The organism is Chryseobacterium sp. IHB B 17019 (genome assembly GCF_001456155.1).
Taxonomy (GTDB): domain Bacteria; phylum Bacteroidota; class Bacteroidia; order Flavobacteriales; family Weeksellaceae; genus Chryseobacterium.
Map to the genome: position 1 here is coordinate 3,026,381 of NZ_CP013293.1, position 16,681 is coordinate 3,043,061.

12 protein-coding genes and 1 rRNA gene are annotated in these 16,681 nt (G+C 35.2%); 5 read left to right on the forward strand and 8 right to left on the reverse strand.

Annotated features, from left to right (window positions below; genetic code table 11):
- Positions 1 to 10 precede the first annotated feature (10 nt).
- The 5 genes from ATE47_RS13955 to ATE47_RS13975 all read right to left on the reverse strand — a co-directional run bounded on the left by ATE47_RS13955 (position 11) and on the right by ATE47_RS13975 (position 4,236).
- The gene (locus tag ATE47_RS13955) at positions 11 to 1,279 is read right to left on the reverse strand and encodes a DUF4252 domain-containing protein (RefSeq protein ID WP_062162537.1); all 1,269 of its coding nucleotides are present in this window, start codon (positions 1,277 to 1,279) and stop codon (positions 11 to 13) included.
- Positions 1,280 to 1,347: 68 nt separating this feature from the next.
- Positions 1,348 to 2,025 (reverse strand): hypothetical protein, encoded by a 678-nt coding sequence (locus tag ATE47_RS13960; RefSeq protein ID WP_185097098.1) that lies wholly within the window; start codon positions 2,023 to 2,025, stop codon positions 1,348 to 1,350.
- Positions 2,000 to 2,509: an RNA polymerase sigma factor gene (locus tag ATE47_RS13965; protein WP_062162538.1), complete on the reverse strand. Its 510-nt coding sequence runs from the start codon at positions 2,507 to 2,509 to the stop codon at positions 2,000 to 2,002. The genes ATE47_RS13960 and ATE47_RS13965 overlap by 26 nt, the downstream gene beginning before the upstream one ends.
- Before the next feature lie 97 nt (positions 2,510 to 2,606).
- Positions 2,607 to 3,767 (reverse strand): GlmU family protein, encoded by a 1,161-nt coding sequence (locus ATE47_RS13970; RefSeq protein WP_062162539.1) that lies wholly within the window; start codon positions 3,765 to 3,767, stop codon positions 2,607 to 2,609.
- A 217-nt stretch (positions 3,768 to 3,984) separates the two neighbouring features.
- On the reverse strand, positions 3,985 to 4,236 hold the full coding sequence (locus ATE47_RS13975; protein ID WP_002976190.1) for a type B 50S ribosomal protein L31: 252 nt from the start codon (positions 4,234 to 4,236) through the stop codon (positions 3,985 to 3,987).
- A gap of 183 nt (positions 4,237 to 4,419) precedes the next feature.
- Between ATE47_RS13975 and ATE47_RS13980 the strand changes: the two genes are divergently transcribed.
- From ATE47_RS13980 to ATE47_RS14000, 5 genes are all read left to right on the forward strand, one after another.
- Positions 4,420 to 5,832, forward strand: a complete 1,413-nt coding sequence (locus ATE47_RS13980; protein WP_062162540.1) for a hypothetical protein — start codon at positions 4,420 to 4,422, stop codon at positions 5,830 to 5,832.
- The gene (locus ATE47_RS13985) at positions 5,832 to 6,158 is read left to right on the forward strand and encodes a nucleotide pyrophosphohydrolase (RefSeq protein WP_062162541.1); all 327 of its coding nucleotides are present in this window, start codon (positions 5,832 to 5,834) and stop codon (positions 6,156 to 6,158) included. Before ATE47_RS13980 ends, ATE47_RS13985 begins: the two co-directional genes overlap by 1 nt.
- An 84-nt stretch (positions 6,159 to 6,242) precedes the next feature.
- Entirely contained in the window at positions 6,243 to 7,466 is a 1,224-nt protein-coding gene (locus ATE47_RS13990) for a 3-phosphoshikimate 1-carboxyvinyltransferase (RefSeq protein ID WP_062162542.1), read from the forward strand.
- Entirely contained in the window at positions 7,466 to 8,263 is a 798-nt protein-coding gene (locus ATE47_RS13995) for an SDR family oxidoreductase (protein ID WP_062162543.1), read from the forward strand. The genes ATE47_RS13990 and ATE47_RS13995 overlap by 1 nt, the downstream gene beginning before the upstream one ends.
- A 129-nt stretch (positions 8,264 to 8,392) precedes the next feature.
- Entirely contained in the window at positions 8,393 to 9,997 is a 1,605-nt protein-coding gene (locus tag ATE47_RS14000; RefSeq protein ID WP_062162544.1) for a hypothetical protein, read from the forward strand.
- A gap of 85 nt (positions 9,998 to 10,082) precedes the next feature.
- Here the strand turns inward: ATE47_RS14000 and ATE47_RS14005 are convergent, their stop codons facing one another.
- The 3 genes from ATE47_RS14005 to rrf form a co-directional block, all read right to left on the reverse strand.
- Positions 10,083 to 11,978: a SusD/RagB family nutrient-binding outer membrane lipoprotein gene (locus ATE47_RS14005; protein WP_062162545.1), complete on the reverse strand. Its 1,896-nt coding sequence runs from the start codon at positions 11,976 to 11,978 to the stop codon at positions 10,083 to 10,085.
- A 19-nt stretch (positions 11,979 to 11,997) separates the two neighbouring features.
- On the reverse strand, positions 11,998 to 14,904 hold the full coding sequence (locus ATE47_RS14010) for a SusC/RagA family TonB-linked outer membrane protein (RefSeq protein ID WP_062162546.1): 2,907 nt from the start codon (positions 14,902 to 14,904) through the stop codon (positions 11,998 to 12,000).
- 1,557 nt (positions 14,905 to 16,461) lie between these two features.
- Positions 16,462 to 16,569: ribosomal RNA gene (gene rrf, locus ATE47_RS14015) — 5S ribosomal RNA — on the reverse strand.
- Between the last annotated feature and the right edge of the window lie 112 nt (positions 16,570 to 16,681).

Sequence of the window (16,681 nt, forward strand, 5' to 3'; positions counted from 1 at the left end):
GTGATTGGTTTTAGTTAATTTGCTTTAAAGATCCGCCGGACATTTTGCTGATATCAGAAGTGATTTCCGGATTTCCTTTATATTTAATCAAACCTCCAGAAGAAGCTTTTGCTTTTAATTTATCAACAACATTCACAGAAATGCTTGCTCCTGAAGTAGATTCTGCCTCTACCTGATTGGCTCTGAAATTTTCACCTTTACAAATCGCGCCGCTGCTGATATCAAACTTTGCCATTCCGGCCTGCCCTTCAATACTTGAATCTGATCCGCTAGAACCTTTGAATACCAGGTTTTTTGAATTAAGATCGATTTTAATATCTGAACCTGAAGTCGCTTCAACATTAGTTTCGTTGGCAATATGGAATTTTCCTTTTACCACAGAACCTGATGACGCGTCGATGGTAAGATTATTTTCTCTTACAGAATTGATGGTCGTAAAAGTTGATCCTGAAGACGTTTTGATATTGTCCATTCTTGGAGAAGAAACATTTACGCTGATGTTTTTAAACTTTAAGTTCTTCTGTCCTTTGTTATCAACATAAACTTTCAGAACACCGTTTTCCACTTTTGTCATGATATATTGTAGTTTGTCGGCATCGGCAATTACCTTGATGTTTGTAGGGCTTTCCTGTTTGAAAACAACATTCACACCCGTACTCACATGAATTCCGGAGAATTCTCCAACGCTTCTGGATTCACCACTTAAATAGGAAGACGTATTGTCTGATGTCAGACTGCTTCTGGTATTGGTAATCGGATTGATTTTAGTTTCACTGGAGCTGATAATTTTATTAATGTCATCCATTGAAAGTTTTCCGTCTAACTTCACCAGAATATTTTCGTCACCACCGCTGTCGATGCTTAACAACAGATCATCCATGATTCCGTTTTTCTCTTCAGAAGAGAGGAATTTTATTTTGGCTCCTCCGCTGTTCATAGTCATGATTTCACTGTAGTTCAAATCACTCAGGTAAGAAGAAATATCTTTATTGATTTGAGCTAATTTCTGTCCTTTCATTGATTTGCCATCTGTCGACTTTTCAGCTATAAAAACTTTCAGACCGTTGATTTTTGATAATAAAGGTTTCATCTGGTCTAATTCTGCATCTCCCAAATCTAAGCTGCTGAGCATCCCGAACATTGGTTTTGCAATTTTTATGGAGGTCACGCCTTCGACTTCCTGATATTTTTCAAAAAGCTGGTCGAGCTTGTCTTTCTGCCCATACACATTGTAGAAATGGGAAAAAGCAAGGGCGAATATTATTATTATTTTTTTCATGAGTCAATTTTTATTTTTTTGATTATTAGTGCCTGATCAGGTGCATACAATCTTATTTTAAAGGTTAATTAATAATCGTCGTCAACGACTTTTGGTTGTACTAATTTTTCACTGACGTTATTTGCAAATATTTGGAATGAATATTTAGTCACATTAATGGCTTCTTCTACGTTTTCGATTTTTTTACCGTTTACAATCACGTAAGAATCCTGATATCCCGTAGAATCTGAAGCTTTTTTATATTTTCTGTAAGAGGAATTGTCTACAAACTGCGGCTTTCTTTCTTTTTTAAGCCTTCCTCTTTTGGGTAGAATTTCATCTAAAACATCTTTCTCTGCCACTGTATTTTCCTGGAAAATAGAATCTTTTTTCGCTTCAATTGTATCGTTTGGATGATTTACCGCTACCTGTTCCTGATGATCATTATTTTCTTCAATAAAATCATTTTTCTGATTTTTGATCTGATTTTCTACCAACTGCGCCTGATCTTTTACATCAGAATTTTGATAATTAAAAAGAAAACCAATGCTCAACAGCAAAACTACACCTGCCACCATCCAGAACCATTTCGGGAATGAAGGTTTCGTTTTGGAGTCAATCGGGATAATTGGGGCTCCGTTGTCTTCCACTTCATCTTGTTTTCCTTCTGCTTTTTTCAGGAAATCCTCAAAATCCCAGTCCATTTTTTCTTCCTTTATATTCTGGAAGATCTCGTCGTATTTATTCTGAAATTTGTCGTTGTTCATAATCCATCAATTGTGAAATTTGTTCTTTTACTTTTTGTCTGGCCCGCATAAGATTTACTCTTACTGCATTCTCTTCCATTTCCAACATTTCGGCGATTTCCGAAACTTCATATTCTTCTACGTCTTTCAAATGGATCACTGTCTTTTGTTTTTCCGGAAGCTCATTAATAAAGCTGATAATATATTCCTTCAAATTGTTTACATCCATGCTGTAAAGCTCTGACCGATGAAGCTGCATATCCGCGAATCCCCGCTTTACTTCATGGTGTTTCAGTCTGTTCAGGCATTCGTTCCGGACGGCTTTCAATGCATAGGATTTTAAGTTCCCAAACTTTTCCAGCTCATCTTTTTTCTGCCAGAATTTTATCATCAAGTCCTGCACCACATCTTCCGCCTCATCACTACTCATGACAAACCTTTTCGCAAAGCGATACATCTCATTTTTGAGAATAAATACCGTATTCTTGAAAGTATCTTGGGTCATAAGTTTTGTTTCTATAGGTAAGACAATTGGAATTTCAGTTTTATTACATCAAAAACAAAAAAACTTCAAAATATTTTGAAGTTTTTTTATATACTTATTAATACGTATCAAAAATAAATTTAAAAATAGCCTTATCCTCATCAGTCAAAGCTACTTTTCTTCTCGCCATTGCCCGTTCTGCCACTTCGTAGGCTTTATCCAGTTTAAATCTTTCATCATCCTTAAAACCGCCCCACGAAAAATTCTCTACCAGATTCGGAGGAAAGCCTTCTTTAAAAATATTGGAAGCTACCCCAACAACCGTTCCTGTGTTCAACTGAGTATTGATGGCTGTTTTAGAATGGTCACCCATGATTAGGCCGGCAAATTGTAAGCCTGTATCTTCAAAGGCTTTTGTGCGGTAATTCCATAATTTTACGTGACCATAATTATTTTTCAAGTTTGATGAATTGGTATCTGCCCCGAAATTACACCACTCTCCCACTACGGAATTCCCTAGAAATCCATCATGTCCCTTGCTGGAATATCCGAAAATAATGATGTTATTAACTTCACCTCCAACTTTACAATGCGGTCCAACCGTCGTTGAACCATAAATTTTCGCTCCCAAATTAAACTTAGAATCTTCACCCAAGGAAATCGGGCCACGAAGATTACAACCCTCCATCACTTCGGCATTTTTCCCGATATAAATTTTTCCGGTTTTGGTATTTAAAGTGGAGAACTCAATTTGTGCACCTTCTTCAATAAATAAATCTTTTTTATCTCCTAAAAATCCGTTCGTTGAAGAAAGTTCCTGTGAAATTCTGCCTTTTGTAAGCAATTCAAAATCAAAATCGATGGCTTTGTGATTATAGGTAAAAAGATCTGTTGGTTTTTTAAAGAAAGTCAGCTCTTCTTTAATATCCGTCATTTTTTCAATCTGGTTCAAAGAAAAATCCTTCATATTGATTCTTGCCGCAATCAGTTCATCTTCATAAACCAATGCTTCACCCTGCTTCAAATCTTTTATTTGTTGTATTACATTTTCTGTCGGCAAAAAATTAGTAACCAAAAAAAGACTCTCTTTTTCTTCAGGGTTACTGAATTTATTTTGAAGATAATTTTCCGTGAAATAAGAAATTTCCGTGTTCTCCAAAATTTTCTGCCATCTTTCGGAGAAAGTAAGGATTCCGCATCGCATTTCTGCAACCGGTCTTGTAAAAGTAAGAGGGAGAAAATCTTCCCAATATTGTGCATCTGAAAATACTAATTGCATTTTTATTAAGTTAGATGTTAGAGGCTAGAAGTTAGAAGTTAGAGGATGGAAGTTTTGACAGTCCATTCATTTTAACTTATAATTTTTTGTTCCTAGTAAAGCAAAAATACAAATACTAGAACTAACTTTTAATATCCAGCTTTAAATTCTACATTAAATCAAACAAAAAAGTCTTCCGGAAAACCGAAAGACTTTAAAATATTTTAATTGCAAAAAATTACTTAGCGAATTTTTTGTATTTGTTCATAAATTTATCAACTCTACCTGCAGTGTCAACTAATTTTACTTTACCTGTGTAGAACGGGTGAGAAGTTGAAGAAATTTCCATTTTGATTAGAGGATACTCTTGTCCTTCGTACTCGATTGTGTCTTTTGTTTCTGCAGTAGACTTGCAAAGAAACACCTCGTCGTTACTCATATCTTTGAAAACAACAAGTCTATAATTTTCTGGGTGAATTCCGTTTTTCATAATACAATTTTTAAAAAATTAAAGTTTGCCTTCGAAATAGTAATGGATATTTCTCTGCTAATTTTAGGGTGCAAAAATACAATATTTTTTTTAATTTCCAAATACCCGATCAATATTTTTTTCTTCATAAGAAATTCAAAGTATTTTCGTTAAATTTGAAATCTATTTAAAAATATAATTTCGATGAAATTCAAATTATTACTGGCTTTTTCTTTCTGGATGCTTATTATGGCTGTATCCTGTAATAAAGATGATATTAGTTTTGATGCTCCCTCTCAGGAATTGAGATTTTCAAAAGACACCGTATTTTGCGATACTGTCTATCATCAGGTCCGTTCTGAGACGTATGCTGTAAAAGTATATAATAATGAAGACAAAGATATCCTGATTCCAAGAATTTATCTTGAAAAAGGGGCTTCTTCTTTATATAAGATAAATGTAGACGGAAAACCGGGTCATGATTTTAAAGATGTACCATTAAGAAAGAAAGACAGTCTTTATATTTTCGTAGAAATTGCACCGGAAGCAAGCGGTCCGGAAGCGATTGCTGAAGATAAAATCTTATTCCAAAGCCCTGTTGCTCAGCAACAAGTGGTGTTATTCTCTGTGGTTCAGGATGCAGAATTTTTCATCGAAACCCCTTCAAATCCTAATGCTATCACCACCCATACTACGTGGACAAAGGATAAAGCGAAAATTATTTACGGGGATTTAACGATCGATCAGAATGTTACCTTAGATATTGAAGCCGGAACAAAAGTTTATTTCCATAAAAACAGCGGAATGAAAGTCCTTTCCGGAGCTTCATTAAATATTAACGGAACTTTAGCCAACAATGTTGTTCTTCGAGGTGATAGAAATGACCCTGCTTATGATACGATTCCTAAAAGCTGGAAATCTATAAAGATGGACGCTGGATCTACCCTTAACATGAATTATGCGAGACTTTTCGGCGGTACCAAAGGCCTTGAAATGAAGCAGACCAATGCTACAATCAATAATTCCTTCATCCATACTTTCCAGGAATACGGAATTTATGCGGTGGCTTCTACCGTTAATGCTAAAAATTTAGTCATGAACAATTGTGGAGAATCTGCTATCGGAATTTTCAAGGGTGGAACTCACAGTTATATTCATTCTACTATTGCCAATTATTCAAATTTATTACAATCATACAACAGGAACGGGATTTTTGCAACCAATGAATGGACAAACGACTCCGGACAAACGGAGCAAGGCGCTCTTATCCTTAATGTAAGGAACAGTATTGTTTATTCCGACAGGGATAATTCTGTGAATTTTGAGCAGACTCCGGGACAATTATTCAATTTTGTGTTTGAAAACTGTTTGTTAAAATATTCCAGTACATCAGAAGCAGGTTTCCCATTTGACAGCAATCCGAGTGTGATCCAGTCGATAAAAAATCAGGATCCGTTGTTTGTTAATTATTTTGCTGCACAGATGAATTTAAGAGTGAAGCAAAACTCGCCTGCAATCGGCAAAGGAAGTACGGCAGTAGCTGCGACAGTTCCTACAGATATTGCGAATGTTTCAAGAACTTCAAATCCTACTTTGGGAGCTTATCAGTATCAATAATGGAAATTACCAATCTGCAGCAGCAAGTCGATGAATGGATAAAAACAATTGGCGTCCGTTATTTCAACGAGCTTACCAATATGGCCATGCTGACGGAAGAAGTCGGGGAAGTGGCGAGAATCATCGCAAGAAGATATGGCGAACAAAGCGAGAAGGAAAGCGACAAAAATAAAGATTTGGGTGAAGAGCTGGCGGATGTTTTGTTTGTAACGTTGTGTCTGGCCAATCAAACCGGAGTAAATCTGCAGGAAGCTTTCGACAGAAAAATGAAGATAAAGACTGATCGCGATAAAGACCGTCATCAGAATAATGAGAAATTAAAATAATGATGGAAGATGGATGATGGAAGCCGGAGGTTTAGCTCAATACTTAACTTCCAGCTTCTTACCTCCAGCTTCCTTACTTAAGAAATGAAGTTAGAAAAATCAAAATTAATCGGGGATAAAACAGTACAGATCAGCGGTTCGAAAAGTATTTCGAATCGTTTGTTGATTTTAGAAAGTCTGTTTAAAAACATAAAAATCGGAAATCTTTCCAATTCGCAGGATACACAATTGCTGAAAAAAGCATTGGAACAAAATACAGATATTGTTGATATTCACCACGCAGGGACGGCAATGCGTTTCCTGACTTCTTATTATTCAATAATGGAAGGTAAAACTACCATTCTTACCGGCTCAAAAAGAATGAAAGAAAGACCGATCAAAAATCTGGTCACTGCTTTACAAAATCTTGGAGTTGAAATTGAATATCTTGAAAATGAAGGCTTTCCACCATTGAAAATCACAGGAAGAAAAATCACCCAGGCTAAAGTAGATGTTCCGGCAAATATTTCGAGCCAGTTTATCACTTCTCTCCTATTGATCGCGGGAAAACTGGAAAATGGCCTAGAAATAAATCTTGTTGGCGAAGTGACTTCAAGGTCTTACATTGAAATGACGCTGGATATTTTAACCAAATTCGGAATTAAAAATAGCTTCACTGGAAATACAATCAAAGTTGAATCATTTATCAATAATCATTCATCAATTATAAATTATGAGGTGGAAAGTGACTGGAGTTCAGCATCATATTTCTATTCTATCGCAGCATTAGGAAGAGAAACAATTCACCTGAAAAGCTTCTACAAAGAATCAACACAAGGGGATTCTGCGATTGCAAAAATCTATGAAGAGTTTTTTGGAATTAAAACCATTTTTGCAGAAAACGAGCATAAAATTACCCTTCAGGCAAATTCCAATTTCCAGTTTCCTGAAAAGATTGTTTTGGATATGAACAATTGCCCGGATATTGCCCAAACACTTTGTGTGACAGCTTCGGCGTTGAAAATTCCTTTTGAAATTTCAGGCTTGGGAACTTTAAGAGTGAAAGAAACCGACAGGTTGCTGGCTTTATATAATGAATTAAAAAAAATCGGGACAGAAACTGAAATTACAGATTTAAGTATAAAATCAATCAGTTTTAGCGAACCAGAAGAGAATATTTCTATAAAAACCTATCAGGATCACAGAATGGCCATGAGTTTTGCTCCGTTTTGCCTGATTGCAGCATTAAATATTGAAGACGAAGATGTTGTAGAAAAATCTTATCCTATGTTTTGGGAAGATTTAAATACTATTTTAACTAAAAACTAATGAATACAAAAACCATCATCATCACAGGAACTTCCTCCGGAATAGGCTTCGTTTTAGCAGAATATTTCGGGAAAAAAGGCCATAAAGTTTATGGATTGAGCAGAAAACATACAGAAAGTCAATATTTTAAATCTATTCCAACTGATATTACAGATAATGAAGCTGTTCAAAATGCGATTGCAGAAGTCTTGAAAACAGAAACCAGAATTGATGTCCTGATCAACAACGCCGGAATGGGAATGGTGGGCGCTGTGGAAGATTCTACGAAGGAAGATATTTTAAGATTATTTAATCTAAATCTTGTGGGTGCAGTCCAGATGATGAGTGCAGTTTTGCCGAAAATGCGTGAAAATAAATTCGGGCAGATCATCAATGTTTCCAGTATAGGAAGCGAAATGGGATTGCCTTTCCGGGGATTTTATTCAGCCTCAAAATCGGCTTTGGATAAAGTAACTGAGGCGATGAGATATGAAGTTTACCCATGGAATATCCATGTTTGTTCGCTGCATTTGGGGGATATCAAAACCAATATCGCGGAAAACCGAGTAAGAACAAAAGTTTCCGAGCCTTATAAAAATGTTTTCGATAAAGTATATGCTTTGATGAACTCTCATGTTGGAGACGGAACTGAACCTCTGGAAGTTGCAGAATACGTCGATGTACTTTTAACTAAAAATAAGTGGAAAGCTCATTATTATTTTGGTAAATTCGGGCAGAAAATGGGGGTTCCTTTGAAATGGATTCTTCCGCAGGGAACTTATGAGAATTTAATGAAAAAATATAATAAACTGGCTTAGTTTCAGTTATTAAAACAAATTTTATAATAATAAATATTTTAAATTATTAAGATTTTTATTTAAATATTAAAATACCTTGCTTAGATTCTACGGAATGACAAACAAGACATTTTTAAACTTTTTACCTATTTGAAGTTAATTTTAAAAATATTTTTTATACTGTTTTGCGTTTTTATACAAGCGCAGAAGAAGCATTATTTTCTCATAGATTCAGAAACGAAGGTTAAGAAAAAAGTAAAAGATTCCGCTTCTGCAGTGAAGTTTCTGGATTCTCTGGCTCAGAATAATTATTTTTTTACTCAATTAAAAGAAGTAAAAGTAATCGGTGACAGTACGGAAATTATTTTTGATAAAGGAAAAAATTTCAATGAAACCTACGTTAATCTTTCCGATTCCATTATACAGAAAACGAAAATTCAGAAAGAATTTTTTACTAAAAATTTAGACTCAACAAAGAAAAAAATCAACAAAACGTATATTGATGATGGTTTTGCTTTCAGTAGAATTAAATCAAAATATAAAGGTCAGAAAAACGGCTATCCGGTTGTAGAATTAGATATCAATAAAAATGATAAACGAACCATTGACGGTTTTGTAGTCAAGGGCTATGAAAGAGTTCCTAAGAGATTTATGAAAAATCTTGAAAAGGAATTCAAGGGAAAAACGTATGACGATAAAAATCTTATTGCCATTAATAAAAACTTCCAAAGCCACCAGTTTGTCACGTTGGAAAGACCGCCGCAAACCTTATTTACAAAAGATTCTACGAGTATTTATCTCTTCATGGAAAAGAAAAAAACGAATACTTTTGATGGAGTGATTGGTTTTGGGAATGATAAAACGGATAAATTCACCTTAAACGGAACCCTGAATGTCAATTTCAGGAACATTTTCAACGGCTTTGAAACCATTAATTTATATTGGCAGAGAAATCCCGATAAAGGACAAACATTTGACCTTCAAACAGATATTCCTTATCTTTTTAAATCAAATGTGGGGTTGAATATGAAAGTGAATATTTTCAGACAAGACTCTACCTTCGCGAATGTAAAAGCTCTTCCAGCATTTTATTATCATATTAACAACCGAAATAAAATCGGATTGAGAGGAACATTTGAAAGTTCCAGTATAATCGATACATTATATGTTCAGGGGAAAGATTACAACAAAAAAGGGATTGGAATCTGGTTTGAAATGATAGAACCGACGGACATTGACCTTTTCCTTTACAAGACAAAAATAAATGGCGGATATGATTATCTGACAACCACTTACACAAAAGACAACATTAAAGCTCCACAAAATCAATTCTATTTCTTTGGAGAGCATAATTATCATATTAACGGAAATCATTTCCTTAATATAAAAGCGGAAGGAGCCATGATGGACTCAAAAATTGACTTTTCAGCAAACGAATTGTACCGCTTCGGGGGCTGGAATTCCATGCGGGGTTTCAATGAAAACTCCCTTGCCGCCGACTTTTATTATTATGGTGGTTTAGAATACCGGTATCTCATCGGGAATCAGGCTTTCTTTGATGTTTTTGGGCAGTATGGCCAGCTCAACAATAAATCTTTAAATGTAAAACCCAAGCTTTATAGTGTCGGGCTCGGTTTTAATTTCTTTATTCCGATCGGGCTGATGAGCTTCCAGCTTTCCAATGGTAATGAATTTGGGAATCCTTTTAAATTTAATGATATAAAAATCCATTGGGGGATTCTGAGCAGATTTTAATTAAATTTAAGTCAACAATACTAAAAAGTCCCCTTCAAATATTGAAAGGGACCCTGAAAAAAGATTCTTTAGCTTAGTTATATTTTTAATGTTTCGCCCACCAAAGCGGAGTAAGAACGGCGTCTTCACCTCCGAGAAGCTGGACGGCTTTATCATATCCTGTCTGATCCGTATTTCTAAATGTACTTGGATATTTTAATCTCTGAGGAAAATTTTTAATTGAATTGGTCATATAATTTCCTGAGCTCAGGTTCGGTAAATTCACAAGCGGAGTCTCAATCGCAGGATTCTCGAAAAATGGAAGTCCTAATCTTCTGTGATCGCTCCAGGATTCTAATGGAAGCCATGGCGTGTTGGCAATATATTTTTGGGTAATAATTTTTGTGAGCTTATCATTTTTAAAAGCCCCATTTTTATAGATCGTATTTACCGGATAATTGATATTCACTGAAACAAGATTATTGGTAGCAGGATCTTTGTACTGCATCACATGACTTGCCCCCGGCTCTGTCGTATGGTTGTACGACACTGAGGTTCCATCTCTGTTATAATCTGTAGAAGCAATATATTGCCCAAAGAATTGAGAAACATTATTATAGGTAAAACTGTCCTGAATTCCTTTATTGTAAGCCGCTTCATCACTCATTGGTGTCGCCCAGCCTTTTAAAGCTGCTTCAGCAATCAGGAAATAAGATTCCCAACTAGCGAAAAATATTCTGGAATTTGTACTTTCTCTATATTGTTTTCCTAGAGCCGGCATACAACCGACAACATTTCTTAATCCGTTTCTTTGTCCTTTTACTCCCCAGTTTCCTATTGTATAGGCGTTCCAGGTATTTACTGCGTTTACTGTGATTTGTGAATTATCTGCAAAAGTCAACTTACCGAAATTGGTTGTGGCCTGATTGGTATATGTCGGGTAAAGAGAATAAATCGGACTTGTAAGATCTCCCGGAATATAAAATGTTTTATAGGCTCTCGGGTCAATTTTGTTTGGTAAACCATCCAGCCAATATCCTGCGCTTGGGTCATTCGTCATTGTTGTGAACTGCTGATCGTATTTTATTCCTAAATAATCATTGGCTTTTACAGCAGCATGTTGTGACGCCGGCAATTGGGATGTGGAATTAATTCCTCCCAAACCGATATACATATTATTTAAAGTTCCCGATAAAATCTGTGAGTTCCACTCTCTGGACATTACCCCTGTTAAAGCATCCCAACCCGGTTTTTCCGCCACTGCAAAATTCTCTGTACTGCTACTGATAAACATATTTGAATTGGCTGCAGCTTCAAATTCTATTTTTGCTTTTGCAGGATCTATTTCTGAAATTCTCATGGCAATTCTCATTCTCAAGGAGTTCGCATATTTTACCCACTTGCTCCAATTAAAACCATAAACCATGTCATAGGCATTAGAGTTTGAAGGAGGACCTTGATTGACGTCCATTTTATCAACAGCATCTTTCAATTCGTCTAAAATAAAATAATACACTTCTTTTTCAGAATTAAAAGTAGGATTAGTTCCCTGAAAAGCCTGAATTGGCTGTGGCCCGAAATTATCAGAAAATTCACTCATTAAATAGGCTCTCCAGATTCTGGAAACCTGAATAATGTTGTCATAATAAGGCTTCCCCTGTCCAAGTGCTTTTTTCTCATTGGCAACTTGTATTGCTGCATTCGCATTATTCAGCCATTCTGAAATATATTTCCAGTATTCCGAAGTCCAGGAATCGTCATAGCTTCCGCCGGCAATTCCTGTTGAGAGATGCTGTCTTGCTGCGGTTTTCCAATATAGGACAAAGACACGCTCTGCAATATTGGGGTCTTGCTGTGCTCCAAGAATAGAGTTGTTTAAGAAATATTCCGGTTCTGCTTTATTAATATCAACAGAGAAAGGATTATTATTAATGTCTTCAAAATCATTACATGAAACAGAAAGTACTGCTAATGCAAAAAAAGATAAGATATATTTTTTCATTTTTGTCAGTTTTTGGTGTTTAGAAACCTAGTGTGATTGTAAATAAGTATGATCTTGTTGTAGGAAATGCAAGATTTTCAAATCCTACAGCATTGGAGTTGATTGCAAATACAGATTCCGGATCAATGCCTTTTGTTTTGCTGTAGATCATCCATACATTGTTTGCCGTGAAAGCTATTTTTGCACTTTGCAAAGCAATTTTCTGGAAAATACTTTTAGGAAAATTATAGGTTAACTGAACATTTCTTAACCTAATATTAGTTGCATCATAAATATTCTGTTCGTTAATTCCCAGATTTCCTCCGGATGTTGTAACTGCTGTCCAATAATCTTGTTGTGTAATTTCAGTGGTATTTGCTGTATAGCTATTGCCATTTTGGACAACGGCATCAAGTATAACATTATCACGCATTCCCCCTGGAGCTGTATCTGCTGCGAGACCTGCATTTTGCAGTGCTGCCTGAGTTGATGAGAAAAACTTTCCTCCGATTCTTCCATCAATTAAAAAAGAAAGTCCAAAATTTTTATATGTGAAACTATTTGTAAGCCCAAATAAAGCCCTTGGATTCTGATCTCCCAGATATTGACTATCAGAAGTAGCTATAGGCAAACCATTTGATCCTACAATAAGCTTCCCGAAATAAGGGCTATTTTGATCTTCAACTCTTAAAAATTTCGTGCCATAGATAGCTCCATAAGGTCTTCCGACTTCAGCAAAAATCCCCACTGTATCGTAACCGCCTAAAAGGTATTTTGTGACATTTCCATCAATTTTGTCGATATTACTTTTTAAAGTAGAAAAATTAGCATTGAAATTCCAAACAAAATTTTCTTTCTTGAAAATATCTGTATTTAATACAACTTCAAAACCTCTGTTATGAAGGCCTCCGGAATTGATCATCATTCTTTCATATCCTGAAAGCGGGTTGATTGGGATTGCAATCAGCTGATCTGTCGCATTATTATTAAAATAACTTACATCTAATGAAACCCTATCAAAAAACTTCATATCTGCCCCCACTTCGAAAGTTTTAAGTTTTTCTGCATGTAAATCTGAATTAAAAAGGATTTTATTCCTAGTGAGTGTAATGTGTCCTGTAGGATCTGTGGATGCAAAATAAGTGTTATATAATTGCTGAGGTGCTAAAGAGTTTCCTGTAGAAGCATAGGCTGCACGAAGTTTAGCAAATGTCAATACCTTGGAACTTGTGCCATTTAATTTCTTAAACATATCCGTTAAAACCAACGATGTGCTTATAGAAGAATAAAAATAAGACCTGTTAGAAATATTCAAAGTGGAAGACCAGTCATTTCTGGCTGTAGCATTAATAAACCAATACCCGTCATAATTAATTTCTGCAGCAGCAAATACTGAATTGATTTTTTTCCACTGATCAACCTCAGTTGTAGTAATTGATGCAAGATCACTTGTATTGCTTGTACTGAATACGTTGGCTAATATAAGATTCTGTGTTGTAAAGTAAAGTGCCTTAGTTCGGCTTTCCATCATTTGTCCATATACAGAAAGTGAGCCTCCCCATTTGCCAATGATATTATCTTTTTTAGCATTTAAACTTGCTATATAGTTATTTTCATAAAACTTTTCCTGACTTGTTGCATAAGAATTGTTACGAGAAGATCCCGTCCATACTTTTGCATCTGCATTTAGAGAATAAAAATCTGTTCCCAATCTTACATCTGCACTCAGCCAATTATTAAATTGATATTTAAGATATGCATTTAACAAGAAACGATCCTTTTTATCTTCGTTAAGACTGTTATATGCAGACCAGTAAGGATTGATTCCATTAGAAGTAATCCACCGTGACATTACTCCGTTCTGCATTTGTCCCTCACGGTAATCTCTTACGTCAATATTTTGAGGCATTAAAAGAATATTTGGATAATAATTACCATCTCCTCGTCCTGATGAAGGCCTATTCTTTCCTTTAACGCTCATATATTGAGCCTTTATCTCGGTTGTCCATCTTTTATTCGCTCCAAAATTAGAATTCATTTTTGCCATAAAATTGAATCTTTCATATTTAGAATTCGGAATTTGGCTATTACTGCTTAAATAATTTGCAGAAGTATATAAGCTCGTTCCTTCTCCTAAAGTTTCTTGGAAACTTAAGGTATGCTGAGCATTAGTCCCGGTTTTAAAAAAGTTTTTTAAATTATCATGAACTGTCATGGACCCATCAAACGAAGGTCCCCATGAAGCTGTATTATCAACTCCTGCAGGATTTGACAATCCATTACTACCCTGTGCGAAGCTATGCTGCAAATCTGGCTTCATAAATATATTTTCAAAGCCTAAGCTCGTAGAATAAGTGATTCCGATACCTCCTTTTCTCTTGCCAGTTTTTGTCGTAATCAAAATAACGCCATTTCCACCTCTAGAACCGTACAATGCAGAGGCGGCACCACCTTTCAACACAGAAACACTTTCAATATCATCAGGATTGATGTCACTCAACCCATTTCCCATATCGAGATCAGGATTCCAAAAATCATTATTATAATCCTTTCCATTTTGTTTGACCTTTGATCCTAGATTATTACTCAAAGGAACTCCGTCTACAACAATAAGAGGTTGATTATCTCCACTAAATGAGTTAAACCCCCGCAGATTAATTTTTGAAGATGAACCTGGTCCAAAACCACCTTTTATAACTTGAAGTCCAGCAACTTTACCTACTAAAGCATTGGTCACATTATTTTCCTTCGCATCAACAAGGCTTTGTCCTTTTACATCTTGGAAAGAATATCCCAGAGCTTTCTTTTCTTTTTTAACACCATACGCAGTAACTACGACTTCTTCAATTTTTGTTGTTTTAATAGAGTCACTATTTTGCGCGTACAATCCACCTAAACAGAATAACGTGGATTGAAGCAATCCAATCTTAAAAATAGTTTTTTTCATAAATGCGATTTGCTATAAACATTAGTAATATTTTAATAATTTCTTAACAATATACTTAGTGAAATAAGAGTTATAGTTGATTGTTAATTTTTTTTATTTAAAAATATTAATAAAAGTAATCACATTTTCGTGATAAAATAAAAATTTAAAGAAAAAAATTATTTTCATTAATAAATTATTTTATAATATTTCTTATTTAAACATTTAAGCAACATCATAAAGTCTGAAAATAAAGCCCAAAAATCTTGGCTTAGCATTAAGCTTCATATACGAGATATCAATGCTTAATCCCAATTGAAAAATCCATAGCAATTTTCTATGGAACATTAATTATAGAAATTTTATTAAACATCGCTAATTATAAACCTTTAAAGTAATTAGGAGCTATTTCCAGCTATCCGCTCATACTCCTCACGCCATTGCTTTCCTGCCACAAACCTTCCAACTCTCCTACATCCAGTTGCGGGGTAACCGCTCCTATCTGGGCTAGGGTCTCCCTACAATTCAGGCAATAGAAGTTGTGAAACAATCCCCGCTTTATCAATCAAACCATTTACAACATTATCATTAACAGCATTAAATTCCCCTCCTCTGGAGGGTGGCAAAAAATTCAAATATTTTTGACGGGAGTGGTTTCAAAGTAGCTCCCATAAGCACAAGAACCTCAAACCTCTTAAGTTTCTTCCGGTATCTAACAATGGATGATTTTTAAATATTTCTATACTACATTAATATCTTTGTAGTTACAGGCCGCCCTTACAGGGCTCATACATCCAAACATATAATCTGGGCTATTAACAGGTCGCTCCTCCGGAGCTCCCCGCATTTAGCATTTAGCATTTAGCATTTAGCATTTAGCATTTAGCATTTAGCATTTAGCATTTAGCATTTAGCAAAAATAAAGGAGCGGAAGATAATGAACAGTTTTTTTGGTTATTTGGATTTTTTAACGCAAAGCAAGACAAAGAATAATTTAATTTTAAATATAAAAGGTAAACAAAGGTGTAAACTTAGCCAGGTAACACAAGACGATAATATATAAATGGTAATTAAGAATGAAGAATGATCTCTCGCAGATTGGTGATTAAGCAGATTTTTAAATGTAAATAAAAGCTCATTGTTCGTAAAATGTATAATGAAGATTTCCTATTAAAGAAGATTTTAGATCCTTCCAGGATGACAAAGAGAGTATGAAAGTTAAAGGGGTTTAAGATTGTTTTACTTCGATAGGCCGCCCTTACAGGGCTCATAATCCAAACATATAATCTGGGCTATTAACAGATCGCTCCTCCGGAGCTCCCCGCATTTAGCATTTAGCATCTAGCATCTAGCATCTAGCATCTAGCATCTAGCAAAATTATTAATTACCATTGCTTATTACTCATCTATTTTTTTTGGGGTATGGAGTTGTTATGGTATAAAACGAAAAAAGTCTCATACACATTTATGTATGAGACTTTTGTTTATTCTTTTGTTTTTGATTTTAGCGTTTGTAGTTTTTTGCTTTTTGGGCATAAAAAAACTCCTTCATCGATTGATGAAGGAGTTTTAAATAAAAACCGGCGGCGACCTACTCTCCCGCTTTCGCAGTACCATCGGCGCTGGTGGGCTTAACTTCTGTGTTCGGAATGGGAACAGGTGAGCCCCACCGCTAAAACCACCCTAAAGGTTGTATATAAGATATCAGAGGTGAGATTTCAGATTTCAGACTTTTAATGGTCTTAAATCTGATGTCTTCTATCTGACATCTGTTTTAATCGATAAAAACTTTCACAAA

Bases quoted from the DNA above. Each gene is read 5' to 3' on its own strand.
- ATE47_RS13955 (WP_062162537.1), bottom strand. From the start codon at position 1,279: ATGAAAAAAATAATAATAATATTCGCCCTTGCTTTTTCCCATTTCTAC.
- ATE47_RS13960 (WP_185097098.1), bottom strand. From the start codon at position 2,025: ATGAACAACGACAAATTTCAGAATAAATACGACGAGATCTTCCAGAAT.
- ATE47_RS13965 (WP_062162538.1), bottom strand. From the start codon at position 2,509: ATGACCCAAGATACTTTCAAGAATACGGTATTTATTCTCAAAAATGAG.
- ATE47_RS13970 (WP_062162539.1), bottom strand. From the start codon at position 3,767: ATGCAATTAGTATTTTCAGATGCACAATATTGGGAAGATTTTCTCCCT.
- ATE47_RS13975 (WP_002976190.1), bottom strand. From the start codon at position 4,236: ATGAAAAACGGAATTCACCCAGAAAATTATAGACTTGTTGTTTTCAAA.
- ATE47_RS13980 (WP_062162540.1), top strand. From the start codon at position 4,420: ATGAAATTCAAATTATTACTGGCTTTTTCTTTCTGGATGCTTATTATG.
- ATE47_RS13985 (WP_062162541.1), top strand. From the start codon at position 5,832: ATGGAAATTACCAATCTGCAGCAGCAAGTCGATGAATGGATAAAAACA.
- ATE47_RS13990 (WP_062162542.1), top strand. From the start codon at position 6,243: ATGAAGTTAGAAAAATCAAAATTAATCGGGGATAAAACAGTACAGATC.
- ATE47_RS13995 (WP_062162543.1), top strand. From the start codon at position 7,466: ATGAATACAAAAACCATCATCATCACAGGAACTTCCTCCGGAATAGGC.
- ATE47_RS14005 (WP_062162545.1), bottom strand. From the start codon at position 11,978: ATGAAAAAATATATCTTATCTTTTTTTGCATTAGCAGTACTTTCTGTT.
- ATE47_RS14010 (WP_062162546.1), bottom strand. From the start codon at position 14,904: ATGAAAAAAACTATTTTTAAGATTGGATTGCTTCAATCCACGTTATTC.